The organism is Streptomyces gamaensis, from assembly GCF_042656465.1.
GTDB lineage: Bacteria > Actinomycetota > Actinomycetes > Streptomycetales > Streptomycetaceae > Streptomyces > Streptomyces gamaensis.
In genome coordinates, this window is sequence record NZ_JBHSPB010000008.1 from 60,892 (window position 1) to 80,287 (window position 19,396).

Here is a 19,396-nt window from a genome sequence, read left to right on the forward strand (position 1 = left end):
ATCCCCGAATGATCATCACAAGACGGCTGGCGGCGGGCGCGTGTGCCCTGCTCGCCGCTCTCGCCGCCGGAGCGGCACCGGCGGGCGCCGCCGACGGCAAACCCGCCAAGGACTCCCCGAAGGTCGAGCTCGTCCTGGACGTCAGCGGCTCGATGCGCACCCGCGACGTGGACGGCGGCTCCCGCATGGCCGCCGCCCAGCAGGCCTTCAACGAGGTCATCGACGCCGTGCCGGACGGGGTGCGGCTCGGTATCCGCACCCTCGGCGCCAACTACCCGGGCGAGGACAAGGAGATCGGCTGCAAGGACAGCAGACAGCTGTACCGTGTGGGGCCGGTCGACCGCACCGAGGCGAAGGCCGCCGTGGCCACCCTGCGGCCCACCGGCTGGACGCCCATCGGCTACGCGCTGCGCGGCGCCGACGAGGACCTGGGCACCGACGGCGGCACCCGCCGTGTGGTGCTCATCACCGACGGCGAGGACTCCTGCGGGCAGCCCGACCCCTGCGACGTGGCCCGCGAACTCGCCGCCAAGGGCACCCACTTGACGGTCGACACCCTCGGCCTCGCCCACGACGACAAGACCCGCGAACAGCTCACCTGCATCGCCGAGGCCACCGGCGGCACCTACACCGCCGTCCAGCACACCGACCAGCTCTCCAGCCGCATCAAGCAGTTGGTGCGCCGGGCCGACGCCGCCCCCGTCGAGACGCCCCGCCCGGCGCAGGGCGCCACCGAATGCTCGAAGGCCCCCGAACTCGGCGCCGGTATCTGGACGGACCGCGAGAAGTTCGCCGAGCACCGCTGGTACCGCGTCAAGGTGAAGCCGGGTCAGGAACTGCGCGCCTCGGTGAGCGTGGGCGCCGACCGGGCCGTCGACCGCGACTACGGAGTGCTGCTGCGCGCCGTCGACGAGGGCGGACAGGAGCTCGTACGCGGCTCGGACGCCGGCAGCGGACGCACCGACGTGATCTCCTCCGGGCTGCGCTATCCGCTCGCTGAGAGCAAGAAGGGCGACAAGGACGCGCGCACGGTCTGCCTGGAGGTCTCCAACTCCTTCTCCGCACCGCCCGGCGTCCAGCGCGACCCGGGCATGCCCGTCGAACTCGCCGTGGACCTCGCCAAGGCCCCCGACAACCCCTCGGACCTCGCGGCCTTCGGCCTGGGCCGCGGCTGGGTGCTGCTGGCCGTCCTCGGCGTGACCGGACTGCTCGCCGGACTGGTGTGGGGCTGGCTGTCCCGCTGGCGCTTCGCCGTGTGGAGGGAGAACTGATGCGTATCACCAAAGCGTTGAGCACGCTCCTGCTCGCCGGGACGGCCCTGCTCGCCCCCGCCGGCGCCGCGGCCGCGCAGAGCCCCAGCCCGTCGGCCGGCACCGCCTCGGCGCCCACGGAGGCCGGTACGGGCTTCCGTACCGCCACCGCCCTGGAGACGGGGCAGAAGGCGACGGCAGGCGCGTCCACCGGGGACTACCTGTACTGGCAGTTCCCGGCCGGCGCCGGGCAGCGCGCCACCGTGAAGGCGACGGTCCGGCTGCCGGAGGCGGCATCCCGTACGGGCGCCGCCACCTGGCGGATCGACGTCTTCGACGGGCTGCGCCGCCGCCAGGCCTGCGCCTTTGGCGCCCCGGCACAGCGCGCCTCCCAGCAGGACACCTCGGTGACCCTGACGTGCACGCTGCGCACGGTGCGCGCGTGGTCCGAGCAGTGGGCGAACGACCCCCTCCCCGGCGCGTACTACGTGCGGCTGACCGCCACCGACGTCCCCGACCGGGACCTCGGCCGGCCGGTGAAGGCCGAGATCGAGGCGACCGCCGAGGACGCGGGCGGCGCCCACGACGGCGGCGGGCAGCTGGGCGCCCCGCTGCACGCGGCCGCCGTCAGCGAACCCGAGGACGGCTGGAACGGCAGCTGGCTCACCGACCGCTGGGGCTGGACCGTGGGCGGTGCCGTGCTCTGCGCCCTCGCGGCCATCGGCGGCTACACCCTCACCCGCCACCCCCACCGGGGCTCCCACCCGCCGGTGCGGCACTGACACAGCGCCACGAGGGGCCCGGGGACCGCGCACTTGCGTCCCCGGGCCCCTCGTCGTCCGTGCCCGTCAGTCGTTGTCGTCGCCCTCGATGGCGTGCAGGTACAGCGAGACGAGGTCGTCGGTGAAGTAGGAACTGTAGGAGATGTCCGGGGTGTCACCGCCCGTGTGATAGCCGCCGATGACACCGATCAGCTCGTAACCGCCGCCCGCCCGCCGCAGGAACGGGCCCCCCGAGGTGCCCCCGATGTAGCCGGCGCAGGCGATCTCCAGGAAGTCGCCCGGCGCGTTCGGGTCCTTGCTGCGGAAGCGGTGCGTGGAGGACGTGCAGTCCAGCGGCTTGGGGTACTTGGCGTCGCTGCTGCCCGGATAGCCGATGAGACGGACCTTGCGGTGCGCGTAGCCGGGATAGGCCACGAGGTCGAAGCCCCCCACGACGCTCTGCGCCTCGCGCCCGTCCTGACGGGGCGCCAGCCGCACCACCGCGTAGTCCCACCGGGCCCCGCCGCCCGTCCCCAGGTCGTAGTAGCGCTGGTCGATGTAGATGTCGTCGACGGGGAAGACGCCGTGCGGCTTCTTCCGGTCGTGGTACTGCGGCACGAACGACAGGTGCTTCTTGGGATCCGGCGAGCGCAGACAGTGCGCGGCGCTCACCACGAGATTGCGGTGCGGGCTGCGCACCACCGTGCCGCCGCAGAAGCGGCCGGTGTTGCGTCCGTCGGTCCAGAAGAACGTGCCCACTTGGGGCAGCCCGTTGAAGGGGCGACTCGGCGGCACGGCGGCGGCAGCGGCCTCCGGTACGGCCGGCTTGCCGCTGTCCGCCGGCAGGGCGGCCGCCATACGGTCCGCCGTCCAGTACAGGGCGTCGGCCAGGGCGGCCGTCCGCCCGTGCGGGGCCCTGCCGCCGTCCGCGGCGTACGCGGCCGGGACCGGACCCGCGGCGATGAGCAGCAGCCCGAGCAACACGGCGACCGGGCCGCGCAGCGTGTGCGGCGGCCCGGCCGTCGGCGCGGTCGGGAGTCCGTCAAGGGGTCTGCGGCGCCGGTGACGCATGAGAGTTCCTCCCTGCCCGGGGACACGTACGAAGCGAGCGTGCCATCGTCCTACGGCCACCCCGGGACGGACAGAGCCCCACGCGCACGGATTCACCGGAACGCGCGCGGCCGGTGGCCCGCGCCGGGCCGGGAGCGGCGGGCCGACCGTCGGAACAGGCCGAAAGGCCCTGTCTGCTCGGCCGTCGGGCGTCCGGGCGAGGCGGAACCCCCTCCAGAACCTCCGCACTGTCTACGCCCGGTACGTCCCGGGGCATCGCCTTCCGGGCACGGTATCCGGCCAACTTCCCTTCCGGAGGCCCCCGATGGGCGCGGAACCGCCCCCGCGAGCGCCCGCCGGTGTTCCGGAACACGCGCCAACTCCCCTTTGCCCAGGCCGAGTCGGGCGCCCGGAACCCCTGCCCTGCCGGGCATCGAACGGTGTGGCGCCCGTCACTTCAGCGAACCGGTCCGGCCCCGTGCGACCCCCCGCCCGCCCGGCTCCGACGTGCCCTGCGGGAAGCCGGCGGGGCGGCTGTCCCGCGTGCGCATGGCCTGAATTCGCTCCCCGTGCGTTGGTAAACCGTAAAGGCGAACAGGTTTTTGATGCATGGCCCATCGGTGATGCGGTAGAACTGTCTTCGAGCCCGCCCGGTGTGCATCCCCCGTCGCACCGGGCGGGCCTTTCGCTGTGCGGGGCCGTGCAGGGGCCGCGCGGGGGCCGTGCGGCCGTCAGGCCCCGGCCGTCGGGAACTTCAGCAGGGCCACCGCGGCCAGCATCTGTATGCTCACCGCCGCCACGGCCTTGTGCGTGGGCAGATGGTGCTGACCGCGGATCAGCAGCGCGGCGAAGGCGTAGCCGAAGCCCGAGGTGACCCAGGCCGCGACCCGCACGGCGAAGGAGTCGGAGGGCAGCCACACATCGAGGGCCAGCCGCGGCAGGTCCGTCGCCCAGAACAGCACCACGAACAGCGTCACCGTGGGCGCGAACCTGCCGTTGCCGCCGAGGCGGCGCGCGATGGCGTGCGTGACCACGCCCAGCAGAAGGCTCGCGAGCAGCAGCACGCCGTCGGCTATCGCCACCGCCTCGACGGCGAGCGCGCGGCCGACGCGCCACTGCGCCCAGAACGACTCCCTCGCCAGCGTCCCCAGCGTTCCGCACACCACGCACAGGAACGCCGCCGCCCCCCACACCCCGCGGTCCCGCGCCTCGTCCATGATGTCGACCGGCCGCAGCCAGATCCCGAAGAACAGCCGGTGCCACAGGAGTCTGCGCCGCCTGACGGGGCGTGAGGGCCGGCCTCCGGGGGAGGACGGAGAGGGGGGTGAAGGGGGCGAACTGGTCACAGGCATGGATGCAAGTTCTATCACCGCCCGGCGGAACCGGCATCGGCCGGGCCGGATCAGACCGGCGCCGGCGCCTTGCCTCCCGGGTCCGCGTCCGGCTCCCCGTCCGTTCCCCCGCCACCGCCCGCGCTGCCCTCGCCGCCCTCACCACGGTCACCCGCGGCATCGGCGGCCCCCGCGCCCGTCAGGTACTCCTCGGAGATCTCCCGCGGCCCGAACGGCCACACCTTCTCGTGGCGCGCCCACAGCACGAAGGCGACACAGCCGGCCGCGACCCACGCCAGCGACCATTCGATGGGATGCCGGCCCGGCGACGCCTTGTCCGCGTAGCCGTAGATCACCAGCCAGCCGACGAGCGCCACCAGAGAGGGGAGCGGATACAGCCACATCCGGTACGGACGGCGCAGCCCCGGCTGCCGGCGGCGCAGCACGCTCAGGGCCAGGATCTGCGCGAGCGCCTGCACGAGCACCATCACCGTCGTCAGCAGCTGGATGATGGTCTGCAGGTCCGTGTGCCGGCCGAGCAGGAAGCCCGCCCCGCCGACCGCGCCCATGACCACCAGGGCGAGCACCGGGAAGCGGTGCCGCCGGTGCAGCCTGCCGAAGGGGCGGAAGAACACGCCCTCGCGCGCCGCGTCGTACGGCACCCGGGAACCGCCCAGCAGCCCCGTGAAGAGGGAGGCGACGGCGGTGACGAGGATCAGTACGGTGACGGCGTTCGCCGCGCCCCTGCCCCAGGTCCTCTCCAGGACGGCGGAGGCCACCGAGGAGGAGGCGGCCGAGTCGGGGTCGAGCATGTCCTGCCAGTCGACGACGCCCAACGTGCCGATCTGCAGCAGGAGATAGATCACCATGATGCCGAGGATCGAATAGACGATGGAGCGGGGCAGGGTGCGGCCCGGGTTCTTGATCTCGGCGCCCAGATAGGCGGAGGTCCAGTAGCCGCCGTAGTCGTAGATGCCGATCGTCAGGCCCGCGGCGAAGCCGATCCAGAAATGATTGGAGGTCAGCTCGAAGGCGTGCGCGGGGTAGGTGAAGGCCCGTCCGGGGCTGAAGTGGGTGTAGGCGGCGACGATGACGAGCACCACCGAGGCGAGCATCACGCACCACAGCACGACGTTGAGGCGCGCCATGTGCTCCACCCGCCCCCACAGCAGGGCGACCACGAGCACCGTCAGCACCAGGCCCGTCAGATCGCCCTGGAGCGGCGTCATTCCCGGCCACAGATAGCCCAGATACTGCACGAAGCCGATGACACCCGTGGACATCGCCAGCGGGATGTTGAGCATGGCCGTCCACACGAACAGGAACGGCATCAGCTTGCCGGTGCGGTACTGGAACGCCTGCCGCAGATACACGTAACTGCCGCCCGCCCCGGGCAGCGAGGCGCCCAGCTCCGCCCACACCAGCCCGTCGGCCAGGGCCAGCACCGCGCCCGCGACGAACCCGAGGACGGCCTGCGGGCCGGCGAACGCCGCGACCATCAGCGGAATGGTGACGAAGGGTCCTATCCCGCACATCTGGCTCATGTTCAGGGCGGTGGCCTGGAACAGCCCGATGCTGCGGACGAACCCGGCGCGCTGCCCGCCGGGCGGCGCGCCCTGGTCCGAAGGACCGTGTGCCGACTCTGCCATGGCGGTCCGCCCTTCCCTGGAAGCCGGTGGAGGTGTGCTGCACTGGTAGCACCGCCCGGCCCGGGGCGTCCATCTCCCGGACACAGCCGAACGGATCGGCCGCCGCGCTCCGCCCGGACGGCCCACCGCGCAACCGGTGTGCGGAGCGGGCCCGTCCGTGGCCGGAATACGGCTAGGGTGGCCGGGCCGTGGTGTTCGGGAAGACCGGTGCGGACCGTCGTGGTCCCAGTCCGGAGCGGCCCTCGCCACTGTGATCGGGGAGTTACCGTCCCAGTCCGTACGCCGCGCGCGGTGTACGGGGCCACTGGCAGCAGCCGGCTGCCGGGAAGGCGGGGCGGGCGCGGACGTACCCGTCAGCCAGGAGACCGGCCACGGCATCTCACGAGAAGATCCACGAGGTGCTGGAGCGTGATCCGCAGATGACCCTGCCCACCGATGTCCACGGCAGCGCCGGGAGCCCGGGCGTGCCCGCCTCCCCCGGGGCGCCGCCCGCCTTCCGCTGGCGACGGGAGGACACCCTGCGCACCGCCGGCCTGCTGGCCGTCGTCGCCGCCCTGCACGCCGTCGCCTTCGGCGTGCTCCTGCTGCTCGTCGTCCCCGCCCACTACACCGTCGGCTCCAAGGTCTACGGCGTCGGCCTCGGCGTCACCGCCTACACCCTGGGCATGCGGCACGCCTTCGACGCCGACCACATAGCCGCCATCGACAACACCACCCGCAAGCTCATGTCCGACGGCGAACGGCCCGTCTCCGTGGGCTTCTGGTTCGCCCTCGGCCACTCCAGCGTCGTCGTCGCCATGGCCGCTCTCGTCGCCGGAGGCACGCACCTGGCCGGCACCCTCATGAACGAGGACTCCACCACCCACCAGACCCTCGGCCTGGTCGGCACCACCGTCTCCGGCGGCTTTCTCTACCTCATCGCCGCCCTCAACCTCCTCGCCCTCGCCGGTATCCTGCGCATCTTCCGTGCCATGCGCTCCGGTCACTACGACGAGGCCGAGCTGGAGCGGCACCTGGACGCGCGCGGCTTCATGAACCGCCTCCTGGGCCGCCTCACCCGCTCCGTCTCGCGCCCCGGCCAGATGTACCCGCTGGGCTTCCTCTTCGGCCTGGGCTTCGACACCGCCACCGAGGTCACGCTCATGGTCATGGCCGGCAGCGGCGCCGCCGCCGGGCTGCCCTGGTACGCGGTCCTGTGCCTGCCGCTGCTGTTCGCCGCCGGCATGAGCCTGTTCGACACGCTCGACGGCACGTTCATGAACTTCGCCTACCAGTGGGCGTTCTCCCACCCCGTCCGCAAGGTCTACTACAACCTCACCATCACCGGGCTGTCGATCGCGGTCGCCTTCCTCATCGGCACGATCGAGCTCGTCGGCGTCGTCCACGACAAGTTCGACCTGACCGACGCGGTCACCGGCTGGATCGCCGGACTGGACCTGGACAACGTCGGCTTCGTCATCGTGGGGCTGTTCGTGGTGGTGTGGGCGATCGCCCTGTCGTACTGGCGGTTCGCGAAGGTCGAGGCCCGGTGGGAGGCGCGCAGGGCCCCGGCCGACGGCTGACGGTCCCCGGCACCCCGGCGGCCCCGCCGCGCGCGGGGCCGCCGGGGTCACGAGCCGGGGAGCGGCAGCGTCACCTCGAACCGGCAGCCCCCCGCGACGTTGCGCACGCTCGCCCGCCCCGCGTGCGCCTCCACGATGCCGCGGACGATCGCCAGGCCCAGCCCCGCGCCCGCCGGCGGCGTCCGCGCGGCGGCGCCGCGCCAGCCGGTGTCGAAGACGCGCGGCAGCTCGTCCTCGGGGATGCCGCCGCACTCGTCCGTCACGGACACCACCACCGTGTCCGCCTCGCGCCGCGCCGCCACCGCGACCGTCCCGTCGGGCGGTGTCCGGCGGATCGCGTTGACCAGGAGGTTGCCGAGGACGCGTGTCATCTCCTTGGCGTCGACCTCGACGGGCAGGGTGTCGTCGCCCTCCCGGGGCGGCCGCCCCACCAGGCGGACGCCCTGCTCGCGGGCCAGCGGGCCCGCCCCGGCGAGCGCGTCGCTCAGCAGGTCGTGCACCGGTACGCGGTCCACGCGCAGCGGCAGCGACCCCGCGTGGATGCGGGAGAGCGCGAAGAGGTCGCCGACCATGGCGTCGATGCGCTCGACCTCGGCGCGGATCTGCCGGTGGTAGCGGTGCGGATCCTCCGCCACCCCGTCCTCCAGTGCCTCGGACATCGCGCGCAGCCCCGCGAGCGGGGTGCGCAGGTCGTGCGAGATCCAGGCGACGAGCTCGCGCCGGGAGGACTCCAGGGCCTGCTCCCGCTCGCGGGCGCGGGCCAGTTTCGCGTCGGCGGCCGCCAGTTCGCGGGAGAGCGCCGCCAGTTCGGCGGTCGACCCGCCGGCCGGGGCGGCGAAGGTCCCGGCGTCGCCGAACGAACGGGCCGCGCGCGCCAGCGCGTCGCTGCGGGCGACCACCCACCGGCCCAGCAGCAGCGCCGTGGCCAGGGAGACCACGGCCGCCATCGCGCACACCGCCGTGACCACCGTCAGGTCGTGCGCGGAGAGGAACATCGCCCACGCGACGGCCAGGGTCCCCGCGAGCATCGCCGTCACGGGGACGGCCGCGACCACGGCCAGGGACACGGCGAGGGAGCGGTGCCGCAGCGCGCGCAGGGCGGCGGCGCCCAGCCCTCCGGCGGCGGCCGCGCCGAGGAACGCGAACAGGGCGATGAGCAGGAGGTCACGCACCGCCGTCGCCGCCCCGCTCCTGGACACCGGCCGGCCCGAAGCGGTAGCCCACGCCCCACACGGTGCGGATCAGCCGGGGCCGGGCCGGATCGTCCTCCACCTTCGCGCGCAGCCGCCGTACGTGCACCGTCACCGTCGAGACGTCGCCGAACTCCCAGCCCCACACCTCGCGCATCAGCTCCTCGCGGCCGCACGCCTTCCCGGGATGCCGCAGCAGATAGGCCAGCAGGTCGAACTCCCGCTGGGTCAGGCGGAGTTCGACGCCGTCGCGGGTGGCCGAGCGCGCGGCCGGGTCCAGGACGAGCCCGGCGGCGCGCAGCGGGGCGGCGGCGGCCGGGCCGGCCGGGCGCCCGCGGGCACGGCGCAGCACCGACTCGACGCGCAGGACGAGCTCCCGGGGGCTGAACGGCTTGGTGACGTAGTCGTCGGCGCCGACCTCCAGCCCGAGGATGCGGTCCTCCTCCTCGCCCCGGGCCGTGAGCATGATCACCGGTACCGGGCCGTCCTCGCGCAGTCTCCGGCACACCTCCAGTCCGTCCATGCCCGGCAGCATCAGATCGAGGACGACGAGGTCGGGCCGGGCCGCCCCGGCGCGTTCCAGAGCCCCGGGGCCGTCGGCGGCCCGGTCCACGGCGAAGCCGGCCCGGTCGAGATAGCCGGCCACGACCTCGGCGACGGTCGGGTCGTCGTCCACGACGAGCACACGGGCGGGGGCCGGGGCAGGAGACATACCGCAAGCCTCGCATATGCCGCATCGCCGTGCGGACACCTCAGTGATGCGGACATCTCGCCGACGGGGACACCTCGCCGATGGGGGTAGCCGATGGTGCACCTAGCCGGGAGCTTCGACCCCTGGCACCATCGGAGATGTTCAACAATGCACGGCGCGCACGCCGAAGAACGTCACGGGGGTACGGTCTTCGGCACGCCGCGGGCCGACGGCAAGGGCGTGGAGCGCCGGGGCTGCTGAAGGGGAGAGCAGCACCGGCGCCTCCCCGTCCCGCGCCCGCCGCCGCCGGTTCAGGAGGCCATGCCCTGCCGCAGCGCGACCAGCACCACCTCGGTGCGGTTCGTGCAGTCGAACTTCACCAGCAGGTTGGAGACATGGCGCTTGACTCCGTGGACGGAGATCCCCATGGCCCGCGCTATCTGGTGATTGCTCAGCCCCTGGGTGAGGAAGTCCAGCACCTCCCGCTCACGGTCCGTCACCCGCGCCGCCCCCCTGGCCTCCCCCGGGAGCTCCTCCCGCCGTGCCCCGCCCATGAGTTCACGCGCCAGCACCGGCGGCATCGGCAGCTCGCCGAGGAGCATCTGCCGGAAGATCTCCGAGAGTTTGGGCACACCGATGTCCTGCCGCAGCAGATAGCCGTCCACGGACAGGCTGTGCGGGAAGTGCCGTACGCACTTGACCTCCTCCTCCCGCAGGGCCACCAGCAGTTTGGTGTGCGCGCCCGCCCGCGCCGCCCGGACGAAGCCGTCCGAGCACAGCCCGAGGGGCACGACCGCGATGTCGAAGTCGCCGCTCGCCAGCAGGCCGACGGACTCCGCGAGGCTCTGCCGGACGACCGCCCGCCGCACCCCCGGCACCTTCTCCAGCAGCGGCGGCAGCCCGTGGTGCGCGACCGCGTCCTCCGCCAGCCAGAACACCGACAGCCCCCGGCACCCCAGGCCCCCCGCCGGCTCCCGGACTCCGGGCACACAGACGTCGCCGGCTTCGAGCATCCGCACACTCATCACAGTTCCTTCCGCAAATCGCTGCCGGCTCCCGCCGCACCGGGAGCTGGCAAAGAGACGAAGTAGGGAACGACGGACAGGTCGGCGGGCTTCCACCGTCCTCCAGGTGCCGGCGCCGGGTGCGGTGGGGGGTGCCGGTGGACTCACGGTGAGATCACGAGTCCCAATCGTTATACGTAGCACCAGTTCCGTCAAGCGTTTTCGAGCCAACCCGACCGGTTGTCACGGCCTTGTCCGCAGTGCCCAATTCGCCCTCCCCGGCGCCGTGTTGCCGACCGCCGCGGCCCGCGGCGCCGGCCGGTACGGGCGTTGCCGGGCCGGGGATCCCCGATAACCTGCTGTCGGCCCGGCGCGCGCGAGGCGCGCGGGCCGCGCCGCTGCGGAACGCGCAACGGCGCTGCCTCCTGGGACTCTTGGGGACGGTGTCCATGGCCAACCACTCCCGCTCCACGGCGTCCCGCCGGCCCACCGGTCACGACGTGGCACGCCTGGCGGGCGTCTCCCAGGCGTCGGTGTCGCTGGTCTTCTCGGGCAACCGCGGCAAGCGGGTCTCCGAGGCCACCGAGAAGCGCGTGCGCGACGCCGCCGCCCGCCTGGGCTACCGGCCGCAGGCGGCGGCCCGTCAACTGCGCCTGGGCCGCACGGGGCTGGTGCTCCTCGCCGTCCCCAGCATCCGCGGCCCGTTCTTCGCCCGCGTCCTGGTCAGCGCCCACGAGACCGCCGAGGAGCACGGCCTGACCGTCGTCGTCAGCTCCAGCAGCAACAGCATGACGCGCACCATCACGGCCAACCAGTTCGACGCCCTGATGATCTGCTCCCCGCACGACCGGCAGATCGACGAACTGCCGCCCGGACTGCCCACCGTCCTCCTCGACGCCGACCCGGCCCTCGCCGCGGACCACCGGCCCGTCGTCGCCCTCGACGTGGCGGGCGGCATGCGCTCCGCCGTCGCCCACCTCCAGCAGCGGGGGCACCGGCGCATCGGGCACCTGCGCTACCACCGCCCCTCCTACACCTTCCGCTCCCGGCAGGCCGCCTTCGAGGAAGCGGCCGAGCGGCTGCGCGTCGTGGAAGTCGCCATTCCGCTCCGGGAGGGGCCGGAGCCCGCCCGCGAGGCCGCCCGGGACCTGCTGGCCCTGCCCCGCCCGCCCCGGGCCGTGGTCTGCGACGACGACGTCGCGGCCGCCGGTGTCTACCACGCGGCCGCCGCCGCCGGACTGCGGGTGCCCGACGACGTCTCCGTCGTCGGCCTCGACAACATCGACGCCGCCTCGATGCTCACCCCGGGGCTGACGACCGTGGACCTGCGCGGCGAGGAACTGGGCCGCCTGGGCATCACGGCCGTCGCCACGATGCTGCGCGGCGAGACCGTCGCACCGCCGGCCCCGGTCCGTACGAGCCTGGTGGTACGGGCGTCGACACGGGCGGCGGACTGAAGCACCGGCCCCGTCAACTGCGGCCGGACCGGCGTACGTTGCCGAGGGACCCGCGCGGCACCGGGGTCGCACCCTGCGCGGAGCCCGGCCCCGGGGCCTTGAGGACCCGCACCCGCGCCGCCCGTCGGCTCCCCGCGCCCCGCACACCCTCTGGACGCGCGGGACACGTACCCGGTTACGCTCGTGGGCACGGCTCGACCTGACTCGACGCATCGGGACGGAGCACCATGACACACGCTCTGATCATCGGCGGCGGCATCGCCGGACCCGTCACCGCGATGGCCCTGCAGCGCGCCGGTGTCGAGGCCACCGTCCACGAGGCGTATCCCGGCGGAGCCGAGGAACTCGGCGCGTTCCTGGTGCTGTTCGCCAACGGACTGGCCGCACTGCGCACCATCGGCGCCGACGGGCCGGTGCTGGAGCGCTCCTTCCCCGCCGAGACCGTGGAGTTCCTCAGCGACACCGGGGCCCGGCTCGGCACCCGGGCCATCGCCGGAGCGCCCGGCGGCCCGGACGGCATCGCCCCGCGCACCCTGCAGCGCTCCGAGCTGTACCGGGCGCTGCGCGACGAGGCCGTACGGCGCGGCATCCCCGTCCTGCACGGCAAACGGCTCGTCGACGCCGCGCGGCGGCCCGGCGGCGGGGTCGTCGCCGCGTTCGCCGACGGCAGCTCCGCCGAGGGCGATCTCCTCATCGGCGCCGACGGCATCCACTCGCGCACCCGTACCCTCCTCGACCCCTCGGCGCCCCCGCCCCGGCACACCGGCCAGCTCACCGTCTGCGGCCGTACCGGCGACACCCGCTTCCCGGTGCCGCCGCGCACCTACCGCATGATCTACGGGCAGCGGGCCTTCTTCGGCTGCACCACCGCTCCCGACGGCACGACATACTGGTTCGCCAACGTGCCCGCCGCCGAGGTGCCCCGCGCCGAGCTCGCCGGGACCGGCCCCGAGCGCTGGCGGCAGCGCGCCGCCGAGGCCTTCGCCGCCGACCGCACCCCCGCGGCGGCGATCATCGCCTCCTCCGGCACCGCCGTCATCGGCATGAACGCCTACGACATCCCCACCACACCCGTGTGGCACAGCGACCGCGCCGTCCTCGTCGGCGACGCGGCCCACGCCACCGCCCCCAACGCCGCCCAGGGCGCCTCGCTCGCCATCGAGGACGGCGTCGTCCTGGCCCGCGCGCTGCGCGATCTGCCCGATGCCCGGCGGGCGTTCACCGCCTACGAACGGCTGCGGCGCACCCGCGTCGAGCGCGTGGTGGCCCTCAGCGCCGCCATGGCCGGGCGCACCCCCCTGACCACCGAGGAACGCCGCGCCCGCGACGCCGAGGTCCGCCGCCGCACCGCCGAGGACACCGGCGGCGCCGACGACTGGCTGACCGGCTACCGCGTGGAGTGGACGAACCGGACCGGCTGAGGGCCGCCCCCTCAGCCGTCCTGCGCGCGCGCCAGCTCCGCGTGCCGGTAGGAGTAGCAGAAGTAGACGACCAGGCCGATCACGAACCAGACGGCGAAGCGTGCCCACGTCACCCGGTCGAGATAGGTGATCAGCCAGATCGAGGCGGCCACCCCGATGCCGGGCACCACCGGCACCCCCGGGCAGCGGAAGGAGCGCGGCAGCTCCGGCTGCCGGTAGCGCAGGACGATCACGGCCGTGCACACCACCGCGAAGGCCAGCAGGATGCCGATATTGGTCAGCTCCGCCGCCTCCCCGATCGGCAGGAAGCCCGCGATCACCGCGGAGGCGGCCCCCACGATCCAGGTCACCCGGGAGGGCACGTGCCGGGTCGGGTGCGTCTTGGCGAACCACTTCGGCAGCAGCCCGTCCCGGCTCATCGCGAACCACACCCGCGTCACGCCCAGCATGAACGTGAACATCACCGTGAGAATGCCGATGATCGCGCCCACCGCGATGACGTCCGCGATCCGGCTCAGGCCCACGGACTTGAAGGCCGTGGAGAAACCGCTGGCCTTGTCGATGTGCCGGTAGTTCTGCATGCCGGTCAGCACCAGGCAGGCCAGCACGTACAGCACCATCGAGACCGCCAGCGAGTACAGGATCGCCTTCGGCATGTGGCGCTGCGCGTCCTTGGACTCCTCCGCCGCCGTCGACATGGCGTCGTAGCCGAACACGGCGAAGAACACGGTGGCCGCCCCCGTGAACGCCCCGCCGACACCGAAGGGGAAGAACGGGCTGTAGTTGGCGGAGTCGATGTGGAAGAAACCCACCCCGATCACCACCAGCACGACCAGCACCTTCAGACCCACCACCGCGGTCTCGAAGCGGGCCGCGTTCTTGACGCCCAGGTTCAGCAGCCAGGCGATCAGCAGGCACAGCAGCGCCGCGAAGAAGTCCACCCGGTGCCCGTGCCCGGTGCCGGGCGCGCCCAGCATCCACGCGGGCAGCTGCGCGTGCGCCTCACCGAGCAGGAAGTTGAGGTAACCGGAGATGCCGATCGCGACGACCGCGACGATCGCCGTGTACTCCAGCAGCAGGTCCCAGCCGATGAACCAGCCGCCCAGTTCGCCCAGCACCACATAGCCGTAGGTGTAGGCGGAACCCGCGCGCGGCACGATCCCCGCGAACTCCGCGTAGGAGAAGGCAGCCGCCGCGCTCGCGACACCCGCGATCAGGAAGGAGACCAGCACCGCGGGCCCCGCCGTGCCGTTCGCGACGGTCCCCGCGAGGCTGAAGATGCCCGCGCCGATGATCCCGCCGACCCCGATCGCCGTGAGCTGCCACAGCCCCAGCGTCCGGGCGAGCCTCTCCCGGGAGCCGCCCTCCTCGACGGCCTCGATCGGCTTGCGGCGCAGTACGCCCCGGCCCGCCCGGAGTCCGCCCATCTCCCGCTCCTCTCGTCGCCCGCCCGCGCCCGCCGGGCACCGGGGACGCACATCATGGCCGAGCGGGGACGGCGACGGAAGGCGCCGCCCCGCCCGGCCACGGGCGCCTGCCCTCAGCGCGGACCGGCGGCCGACGGCGGCGCGACGGCCGTCTGCCCCGTCCCCCAGCCCGACGGCCTCGCCCCCACCGCGAAGTCCAGCCGCCGCGCGTCCTTGAGCTGCCTCGTCGTCACGTACGTCCGCTCGTACGCCGACGTGTCCAGCCGCACCGACTGGATGTAGCGGTCCTTGGCCGAGGTGCCGGGCGCGGTCACCGTGAGCCCGCCCCGCGGGTACCAGCGCCGGTCGAGCTGGAGCTCGACCCGGTCGAAGACCGGAGTGCTCAGCCCCCACAGGTCCGTGCCCGGCTGCACCGGGTAGATCCCGATCGCGGAGAGCACCATCCACGAGGACATCGTGCCCAGGTCGTCGTTGCCGGTGATCCCGTCCGGCCCGTCGGTGAACAGCGTCAGCGCCGCGTGCACCACGTCCGTGGTCTTCCACGGCTGCCCCGTGGACAGATAGGCGTACGGCGCGAGGAGGTCGGGCTCGTTCTGCGGGTTGTACTTGTCGGCGTTGTAGTAGTCGTACGGGCCGTGCACCCACACCGTGCGGGCCGTGCCCGCCGGGTCGGCGAGCAGCCGCTCGTAGGCGAAGAAGGAGTCGAGCCGGCTGTTGGCCGCGCTCCGGCCGCCGATCAGCCGCACCATCCCGGGCATGTCCTGCGGCACCAGCCACTGGTACTGCCAGGCCGTGCCCTCGTGGAAGCAGACGCTGCGCGCCGGGTCGGCGGGCCCGGTGAAGTCACCGGAGGAGGTGCGGGCCCGGAAGAAACCCGTCTCCCGGTCGAAGACATTGCGGTAGGCGCCGGCCCGCGCCGCGTACCGCTCGGCGTCCGCCCGGTGCCCCAGCGCGCGTGCCATGCGCGCGAGCACCCCGTCGGCGAGCGCGTACTCCAGCGTCGCCGAGGCACCCTGACGGAAGTCGGAGTCACCGGGTTTGCCCGCGGACCTGTTGGGCTCGCACGGCACGTAACCGCCCTTGATGTACTCGGCGTTGGCCTCGCGGCCGGCGTAGGGGGAGTCCGGCGGCGGCACACCGTCCGCGTTCTTCCTCAGCGCCCGATAGGCCTCCTCCTCGTGGCCCGCGAGCAGCCCCTGCTCGTAGGCGTTGGTCAGGAACGGCGTCACCGGGTCACCGGTCATGATGTTCGTCTCGACCGTGCCGTAGCCCCACTTGGGCAGCCAGCCGCCGTCCGCGTCGACGCGCAGCACCGACAGCGCCATGTCCCGGGACTCGCGGGGCGCGAGCAGCGCCAGCAGCTGCGCCTGGGTGCGATAGGTGTCCCACAGCGACCAGTTCTGGTAGTACGTGAAGCCGTCCGCCCGGTGCACGCGCTGGTCCCAGCCGCGGTAGCGGCCGTCGGCGTCACTGCCCACGTTCGGGGCGAGGAAGGCGCGGTACAGCGCCGAGTAGAAGGCCCGTTGCAGGGCCCGGCTGCCTCCCTGCGCCCGTACGGTGCGCAGCCGCGCCTCCCACGCCGCGCGCGCCGACTGGACCGTGCGGTCGAAACTCCCCTTCTCGCTGCGGAGGTTGCGCTCCGCGCCCGCCGCGTCGACGTAGCTGATCGCGGTGGTGGCCGTGACGGTCTTCTCCCGCCGGGTGTCGAAACGCACCCAGGCGCCGTTGCGCCCGGCCGAGGTCGAGGCGCGCGACCCGGCCCGCACCCGGGAGCCGTTCCAGGTGCCGTGGGCGGTGAAGGGCCGGTCGAAGCGGGTGATCGTGTAGAGGGTGTAGGGGCGGGTGTCCTGGCAGAAGCCGCGTCCGGTGATGGCGGTGCGCACCGTGCGGTCGTCGACGACCTCGACGGTGGTGGAGACCGTACGGTGCAGCGACTGGCCGGAGTTGAGCAGCACGTTGGCCTTGTCGGTGGCCGGGAAGGTGTAGCGCATCCGGCCCGTGCGGGTGCCCGCCGTCAGCTCGGCGGTGATGCCCCCGTAGGAGGACAGCCGTGCTCTGTAGTAGCCGGGGCTCGCCACCTCGTCGCGGTGGCTGAACGCGGCCGCGTAGCGCGCGTTGTCGGTCTCCTTGACCTCGCCGGTCGTGGGCAGCACCGGCAGGTCCCCGCCGAGCCGGCAGCCGACGCCGGACAGGTGCACGGCGCCGAAGCCGCGGATGCGGGAGTCCTTGTAGTCGTAGCCGGTGTCGTGCCCGGTGTCGGGGGAGAGCTGCACCATCCCGAAGGGCACGGCGGCGCCGGGGAAGGTGTTGCCCTCGTTCTGGGTGCCGATGAAGGGGTTCACCAGGGGGGTGAGCCCCGGCGGCACCGCGTCCTGGTGCGCGGGTGCGAACGCGGCGGCGCCGAGCACCGCGGCGAAGGCGAGGGCGGCCGCGCCGGTGCGCGACCACAGCTGTCGGGTCCGTCTCATCGTCCACGCCCCTTAGCGCGTGCTGACAGCGTTGTCGCGCTCAGGCTCACCCGAGGGGTGCGAGGTTTCAAGCATGCGTCAGTTGGTGGGCGTGGTGGGGAGGTTGCCGCGATCCCGGGCGGGCGGCGCGTGCCCGGGCGGGGTGGGGCGCGTCACGTCCACGGGCGCCGCGAGCTCTTTACGATGGGAGGCGTGCGGCCCGTACGCACCTCCCTCTCAGCCGACCCCGTCGAACGGACCCCCGTGCGCCTTGCCGAACTCGCCTCCGTAGGGCCCTTCTTCGCCCTGCGCACCGACGACAAGCCTGACGACGAGCCCGACGACACACTGGACGACGAGCCGGACGGCGGGGCGTGGCTGCCGTTCGCCTCGCCGGAGCAGGCCGAGGCGGCCGTACGGGCCCGGGTGGAGGTCGTCGCGCGGCGGCTGGGCACGGCGGACCGGCGGGTGGCCGCCTCCGTCGCGTTCCAGGGCATCGCCGGACGGCTGCTGTCCGTCGCGCTCGGCTCCGCCGTGCTCACCGGACGCCTGCCCGACCTCGGCGACGCCCGGCTGCGCTGGTACCCCGGGCGCACCGCGCCCGAGGACCTGTGGCTGCCCGCCCCCCGCGCCCTGCCCGCCGAGGCGGACCCGGCCGGGCGGCTGCGCGAGCGGGTCCTGGGCGGCCCCGTCGCCGCCCTGCACCGGGCCGTCGCCGCGAGCGTGCCCGTCTCACGGCGGCTGCTGTGGGGCAACGCCTCCTCCGCGCTGGCCGGTTCGCTGCGCGTGCTGGACACCTGGTGCCGGGAGCACGGCCGCCCCGAGGACGCCGGACGGGCCCGCGCCCTGGCCCGGGAGGTCCTCGACGACCCCGTGCTGCGCGGCACCGGCACCCTGACGTGCGGCGGCGCGGGGGTGTCGTTCGTCCGCGACACCTGCTGTCTGTACTACCGGGCCGTGCCCGGCGGCATGTGCGGGGACTGTGTGCTGCGGCACCCGCCCCGCGCCCGCTGAGGGGACGGCGCCGGCGGCCACTCCCGCACGGAGAGCACCCCCAGCACGTACGCCTTGGCCACCAGCGCCGTCCGGTTGGGCACCCGCCAGCGGCGCGTCAGCCGCGTCAGGTGGTAGTTGACGCCGTCGACGGTCAGCCCGACGGCCTTGCCGATCGCGGCGGTCGTCGCCCCGGCCGCCGCCAGCGCCAGGATGTGCCCCTCCACCACGCTGACCTCCGCCATCGGCTCCACCACCCGGGGCGCGGGGTCCGGCCGCACCCGCAGCACCGCCAGCAGCATCGGGGCGGCCGGGGACGCCTCGCCCACCGGGTCCACGAGCAGCTCCCCCTCCCGCTCGATGCCGTCCGCGCCCACCAGCCAGCGCACCTCGATGGGGTGGCGGGACCGGCGGCCCAGCCGCACCGCCTCGATGTGCCGGTCGAGCCGGCCGACCGTACGGGGCCGGAACAGCTCCTGCAGGCTGCGGCCGCGCAGCCGGGCGGGGGCCGTGCCCCACTCCGCCGCCATGGCCGGATTGGCGAGCGTGACCTCGCCGTCCGCCCGGCAGACCGCGAGCGGCGTGGGAATCCGGTCGAGCAGCAGCAGGAACTGGTTGCGCCAACTGATGTATTCGTCGCCGACCACGGTCTTACCGGCCCCTCGCTCGTCCCGTGCCCGTCCACGGGCCTAATGCAGTTGCTGCCCGTCGGGAGTTGGCCGAGAGCGTCACGCCACCAACGACTGCACAATCGTGCAGTTCTGTATACGAGCACAGAAGCCGGCTCACGGGGCCCGTGAGCGGCCAGGAAGCCCGGCACGAGGGTGCGGGGCGGCGCGCGCCGGTGGGGCGGACGGCGCGCGCCGTGGGGGTGCGCGACCGCTGTGCGGGATCCGCGCGCCGGTCAGGGGCGGGCCGGCTCCTGCGGGTTCTCCAGCCGGAAACCGACCTTCAGACCGACCTGGAAGTGTTCGATGGCCCCGTCCTCGATATGGCCGCGGATCTCCGTGACCTCGAACCAGTCCAGCGCGCGCAGCGTCTGCGCGGCCCGGGCGATGCCGTTGCGGATCGCCGCGTCCACGCCCTGCGGCGACGAGCCGACGATCTCGGTGACCCGGTAGGTGTGGTCGGACATGGCGGCGCTCCGTTGCGGTCTCGGCGGT

At 73.7% G+C, this 19,396-nt stretch carries 16 protein-coding genes and 1 riboswitch; of the genes, 6 read left to right on the plus strand and 10 right to left on the minus strand.

All coding sequences use genetic code 11. The features are described from left to right. Window positions 1–8 precede the first annotated feature (8 nt). A complete protein-coding gene (locus ACFP1Z_RS14940; protein WP_390316756.1) occupies window positions 9–1,271 on the plus strand; it encodes a VWA domain-containing protein in 1,263 nt (420 codons plus the stop codon). Then, window positions 1,271–2,032 (plus strand): hypothetical protein, encoded by a 762-nt coding sequence (locus ACFP1Z_RS14945; protein ID WP_390316757.1) that lies wholly within the window; start codon window positions 1,271–1,273, stop codon window positions 2,030–2,032. The genes ACFP1Z_RS14940 and ACFP1Z_RS14945 overlap by 1 nt, the downstream gene beginning before the upstream one ends. Before the next feature lie 66 nt (window positions 2,033–2,098). Here ACFP1Z_RS14945 and ACFP1Z_RS14950 read toward each other — a convergent pair whose 3' ends face one another. The 3 genes from ACFP1Z_RS14950 to ACFP1Z_RS14960 all read right to left on the minus strand — a co-directional run bounded on the left by ACFP1Z_RS14950 (window position 2,099) and on the right by ACFP1Z_RS14960 (window position 6,041). After that, a complete protein-coding gene (locus ACFP1Z_RS14950; RefSeq protein ID WP_390316758.1) occupies window positions 2,099–3,082 on the minus strand; it encodes a trypsin-like serine peptidase in 984 nt (327 codons plus the stop codon). Window positions 3,083–3,792: 710 nt separating this feature from the next. Then, window positions 3,793–4,413 (minus strand): YIP1 family protein, encoded by a 621-nt coding sequence (locus tag ACFP1Z_RS14955; protein ID WP_390316759.1) that lies wholly within the window; start codon window positions 4,411–4,413, stop codon window positions 3,793–3,795. A gap of 50 nt (window positions 4,414–4,463) precedes the next feature. Then, window positions 4,464–6,041, minus strand: a complete 1,578-nt coding sequence (locus ACFP1Z_RS14960) for an APC family permease (protein ID WP_390316761.1) — start codon at window positions 6,039–6,041, stop codon at window positions 4,464–4,466. A gap of 172 nt (window positions 6,042–6,213) precedes the next feature. Then, a riboswitch (cobalamin riboswitch) is annotated at window positions 6,214–6,429 on the plus strand. Window positions 6,430–6,460: 31 nt separating this feature from the next. Between ACFP1Z_RS14960 and nicT the strand changes: the two genes are divergently transcribed. After that, window positions 6,461–7,603 (plus strand): Nickel transporter NicT, encoded by a 1,143-nt coding sequence (gene nicT, locus ACFP1Z_RS14965; protein ID WP_390317028.1) that lies wholly within the window; start codon window positions 6,461–6,463, stop codon window positions 7,601–7,603. Window positions 7,604–7,650: 47 nt separating this feature from the next. On the opposite strand, the gene ACFP1Z_RS14970 is transcribed toward nicT, so the two are convergent. From ACFP1Z_RS14970 to ACFP1Z_RS14980, 3 genes are all read right to left on the minus strand, one after another. Beyond that, complete coding sequence (locus ACFP1Z_RS14970) at window positions 7,651–8,775, minus strand: sensor histidine kinase (protein ID WP_390316762.1); 1,125 nt, start codon at window positions 8,773–8,775, stop codon at window positions 7,651–7,653. Beyond that, the gene (locus tag ACFP1Z_RS14975; RefSeq protein ID WP_390316763.1) at window positions 8,768–9,505 is read right to left on the minus strand and encodes a response regulator transcription factor; all 738 of its coding nucleotides are present in this window, start codon (window positions 9,503–9,505) and stop codon (window positions 8,768–8,770) included. The genes ACFP1Z_RS14970 and ACFP1Z_RS14975 overlap by 8 nt, the downstream gene beginning before the upstream one ends. 290 nt (window positions 9,506–9,795) lie before the next feature. Next, window positions 9,796–10,509 carry a helix-turn-helix transcriptional regulator gene (locus tag ACFP1Z_RS14980; RefSeq protein ID WP_390316764.1) on the minus strand — a complete coding sequence of 238 codons (714 nt, stop codon included), beginning with the start codon at window positions 10,507–10,509 and terminating at the stop codon, window positions 9,796–9,798. 428 nt (window positions 10,510–10,937) lie between these two features. Here ACFP1Z_RS14980 and ACFP1Z_RS14985 point away from each other — a divergent pair, with 428 nt between their 5' ends. Next, complete coding sequence (locus ACFP1Z_RS14985; protein WP_390316765.1) at window positions 10,938–11,945, plus strand: LacI family DNA-binding transcriptional regulator; 1,008 nt, start codon at window positions 10,938–10,940, stop codon at window positions 11,943–11,945. A 227-nt stretch (window positions 11,946–12,172) separates the two neighbouring features. Next, entirely contained in the window at window positions 12,173–13,366 is a 1,194-nt protein-coding gene (locus ACFP1Z_RS14990) for an FAD-dependent monooxygenase (protein WP_390316767.1), read from the plus strand. Window positions 13,367–13,377: 11 nt separating this feature from the next. On the opposite strand, the gene ACFP1Z_RS14995 is transcribed toward ACFP1Z_RS14990, so the two are convergent. Next, window positions 13,378–14,793, minus strand: a complete 1,416-nt coding sequence (locus tag ACFP1Z_RS14995) for an amino acid permease (RefSeq protein ID WP_390316768.1) — start codon at window positions 14,791–14,793, stop codon at window positions 13,378–13,380. A gap of 113 nt (window positions 14,794–14,906) precedes the next feature. Beyond that, entirely contained in the window at window positions 14,907–17,261 is a 2,355-nt protein-coding gene (locus ACFP1Z_RS15000; RefSeq protein ID WP_390316769.1) for a GH92 family glycosyl hydrolase, read from the minus strand. A gap of 192 nt (window positions 17,262–17,453) precedes the next feature. On the opposite strand from ACFP1Z_RS15000, the gene ACFP1Z_RS15005 reads away from it, so the two are divergent. Continuing rightward, a complete protein-coding gene (locus ACFP1Z_RS15005) occupies window positions 17,454–18,254 on the plus strand; it encodes a (2Fe-2S)-binding protein (RefSeq protein WP_390316770.1) in 801 nt (266 codons plus the stop codon). Here ACFP1Z_RS15005 and ACFP1Z_RS15010 read toward each other — a convergent pair. Both ACFP1Z_RS15010 and ACFP1Z_RS15015 read right to left on the minus strand, forming a co-directional pair. Beyond that, entirely contained in the window at window positions 18,188–18,880 is a 693-nt protein-coding gene (locus ACFP1Z_RS15010; protein WP_390316771.1) for a PAS domain-containing protein, read from the minus strand. The genes ACFP1Z_RS15005 and ACFP1Z_RS15010 overlap by 67 nt on opposite strands. Window positions 18,881–19,137: 257 nt before the next feature. After that, complete coding sequence (locus ACFP1Z_RS15015) at window positions 19,138–19,368, minus strand: dodecin (protein ID WP_390316772.1); 231 nt, start codon at window positions 19,366–19,368, stop codon at window positions 19,138–19,140. Window positions 19,369–19,396 lie beyond the last annotated feature (28 nt).

What these genes read in the sequence shown, in the direction of transcription:
- nicT (WP_390317028.1), top strand. Translation starts at nt 6,461, where the DNA reads ATGACCCTGCCCACCGATGTCCACGGCAGCGCCGGGAGCCCGGGCGTG.
- ACFP1Z_RS14995 (WP_390316768.1), bottom strand. Translation starts at nt 14,793, where the DNA reads ATGGGCGGACTCCGGGCGGGCCGGGGCGTACTGCGCCGCAAGCCGATC.
- ACFP1Z_RS14945 (WP_390316757.1), top strand. Translation starts at nt 1,271, where the DNA reads ATGCGTATCACCAAAGCGTTGAGCACGCTCCTGCTCGCCGGGACGGCC.
- ACFP1Z_RS14980 (WP_390316764.1), bottom strand. Translation starts at nt 10,509, where the DNA reads ATGAGTGTGCGGATGCTCGAAGCCGGCGACGTCTGTGTGCCCGGAGTC.
- ACFP1Z_RS14985 (WP_390316765.1), top strand. Translation starts at nt 10,938, where the DNA reads ATGGCCAACCACTCCCGCTCCACGGCGTCCCGCCGGCCCACCGGTCAC.
- ACFP1Z_RS14950 (WP_390316758.1), bottom strand. Translation starts at nt 3,082, where the DNA reads ATGCGTCACCGGCGCCGCAGACCCCTTGACGGACTCCCGACCGCGCCG.
- ACFP1Z_RS15000 (WP_390316769.1), bottom strand. Translation starts at nt 17,261, where the DNA reads ATGAGACGGACCCGACAGCTGTGGTCGCGCACCGGCGCGGCCGCCCTC.
- ACFP1Z_RS14955 (WP_390316759.1), bottom strand. Translation starts at nt 4,413, where the DNA reads ATGCCTGTGACCAGTTCGCCCCCTTCACCCCCCTCTCCGTCCTCCCCC.
- ACFP1Z_RS14990 (WP_390316767.1), top strand. Translation starts at nt 12,173, where the DNA reads ATGACACACGCTCTGATCATCGGCGGCGGCATCGCCGGACCCGTCACC.
- ACFP1Z_RS15015 (WP_390316772.1), bottom strand. Translation starts at nt 19,368, where the DNA reads ATGTCCGACCACACCTACCGGGTCACCGAGATCGTCGGCTCGTCGCCG.
- ACFP1Z_RS14975 (WP_390316763.1), bottom strand. Translation starts at nt 9,505, where the DNA reads ATGTCTCCTGCCCCGGCCCCCGCCCGTGTGCTCGTCGTGGACGACGAC.
- ACFP1Z_RS14940 (WP_390316756.1), top strand. Translation starts at nt 9, where the DNA reads ATGATCATCACAAGACGGCTGGCGGCGGGCGCGTGTGCCCTGCTCGCC.
- ACFP1Z_RS14960 (WP_390316761.1), bottom strand. Translation starts at nt 6,041, where the DNA reads ATGGCAGAGTCGGCACACGGTCCTTCGGACCAGGGCGCGCCGCCCGGC.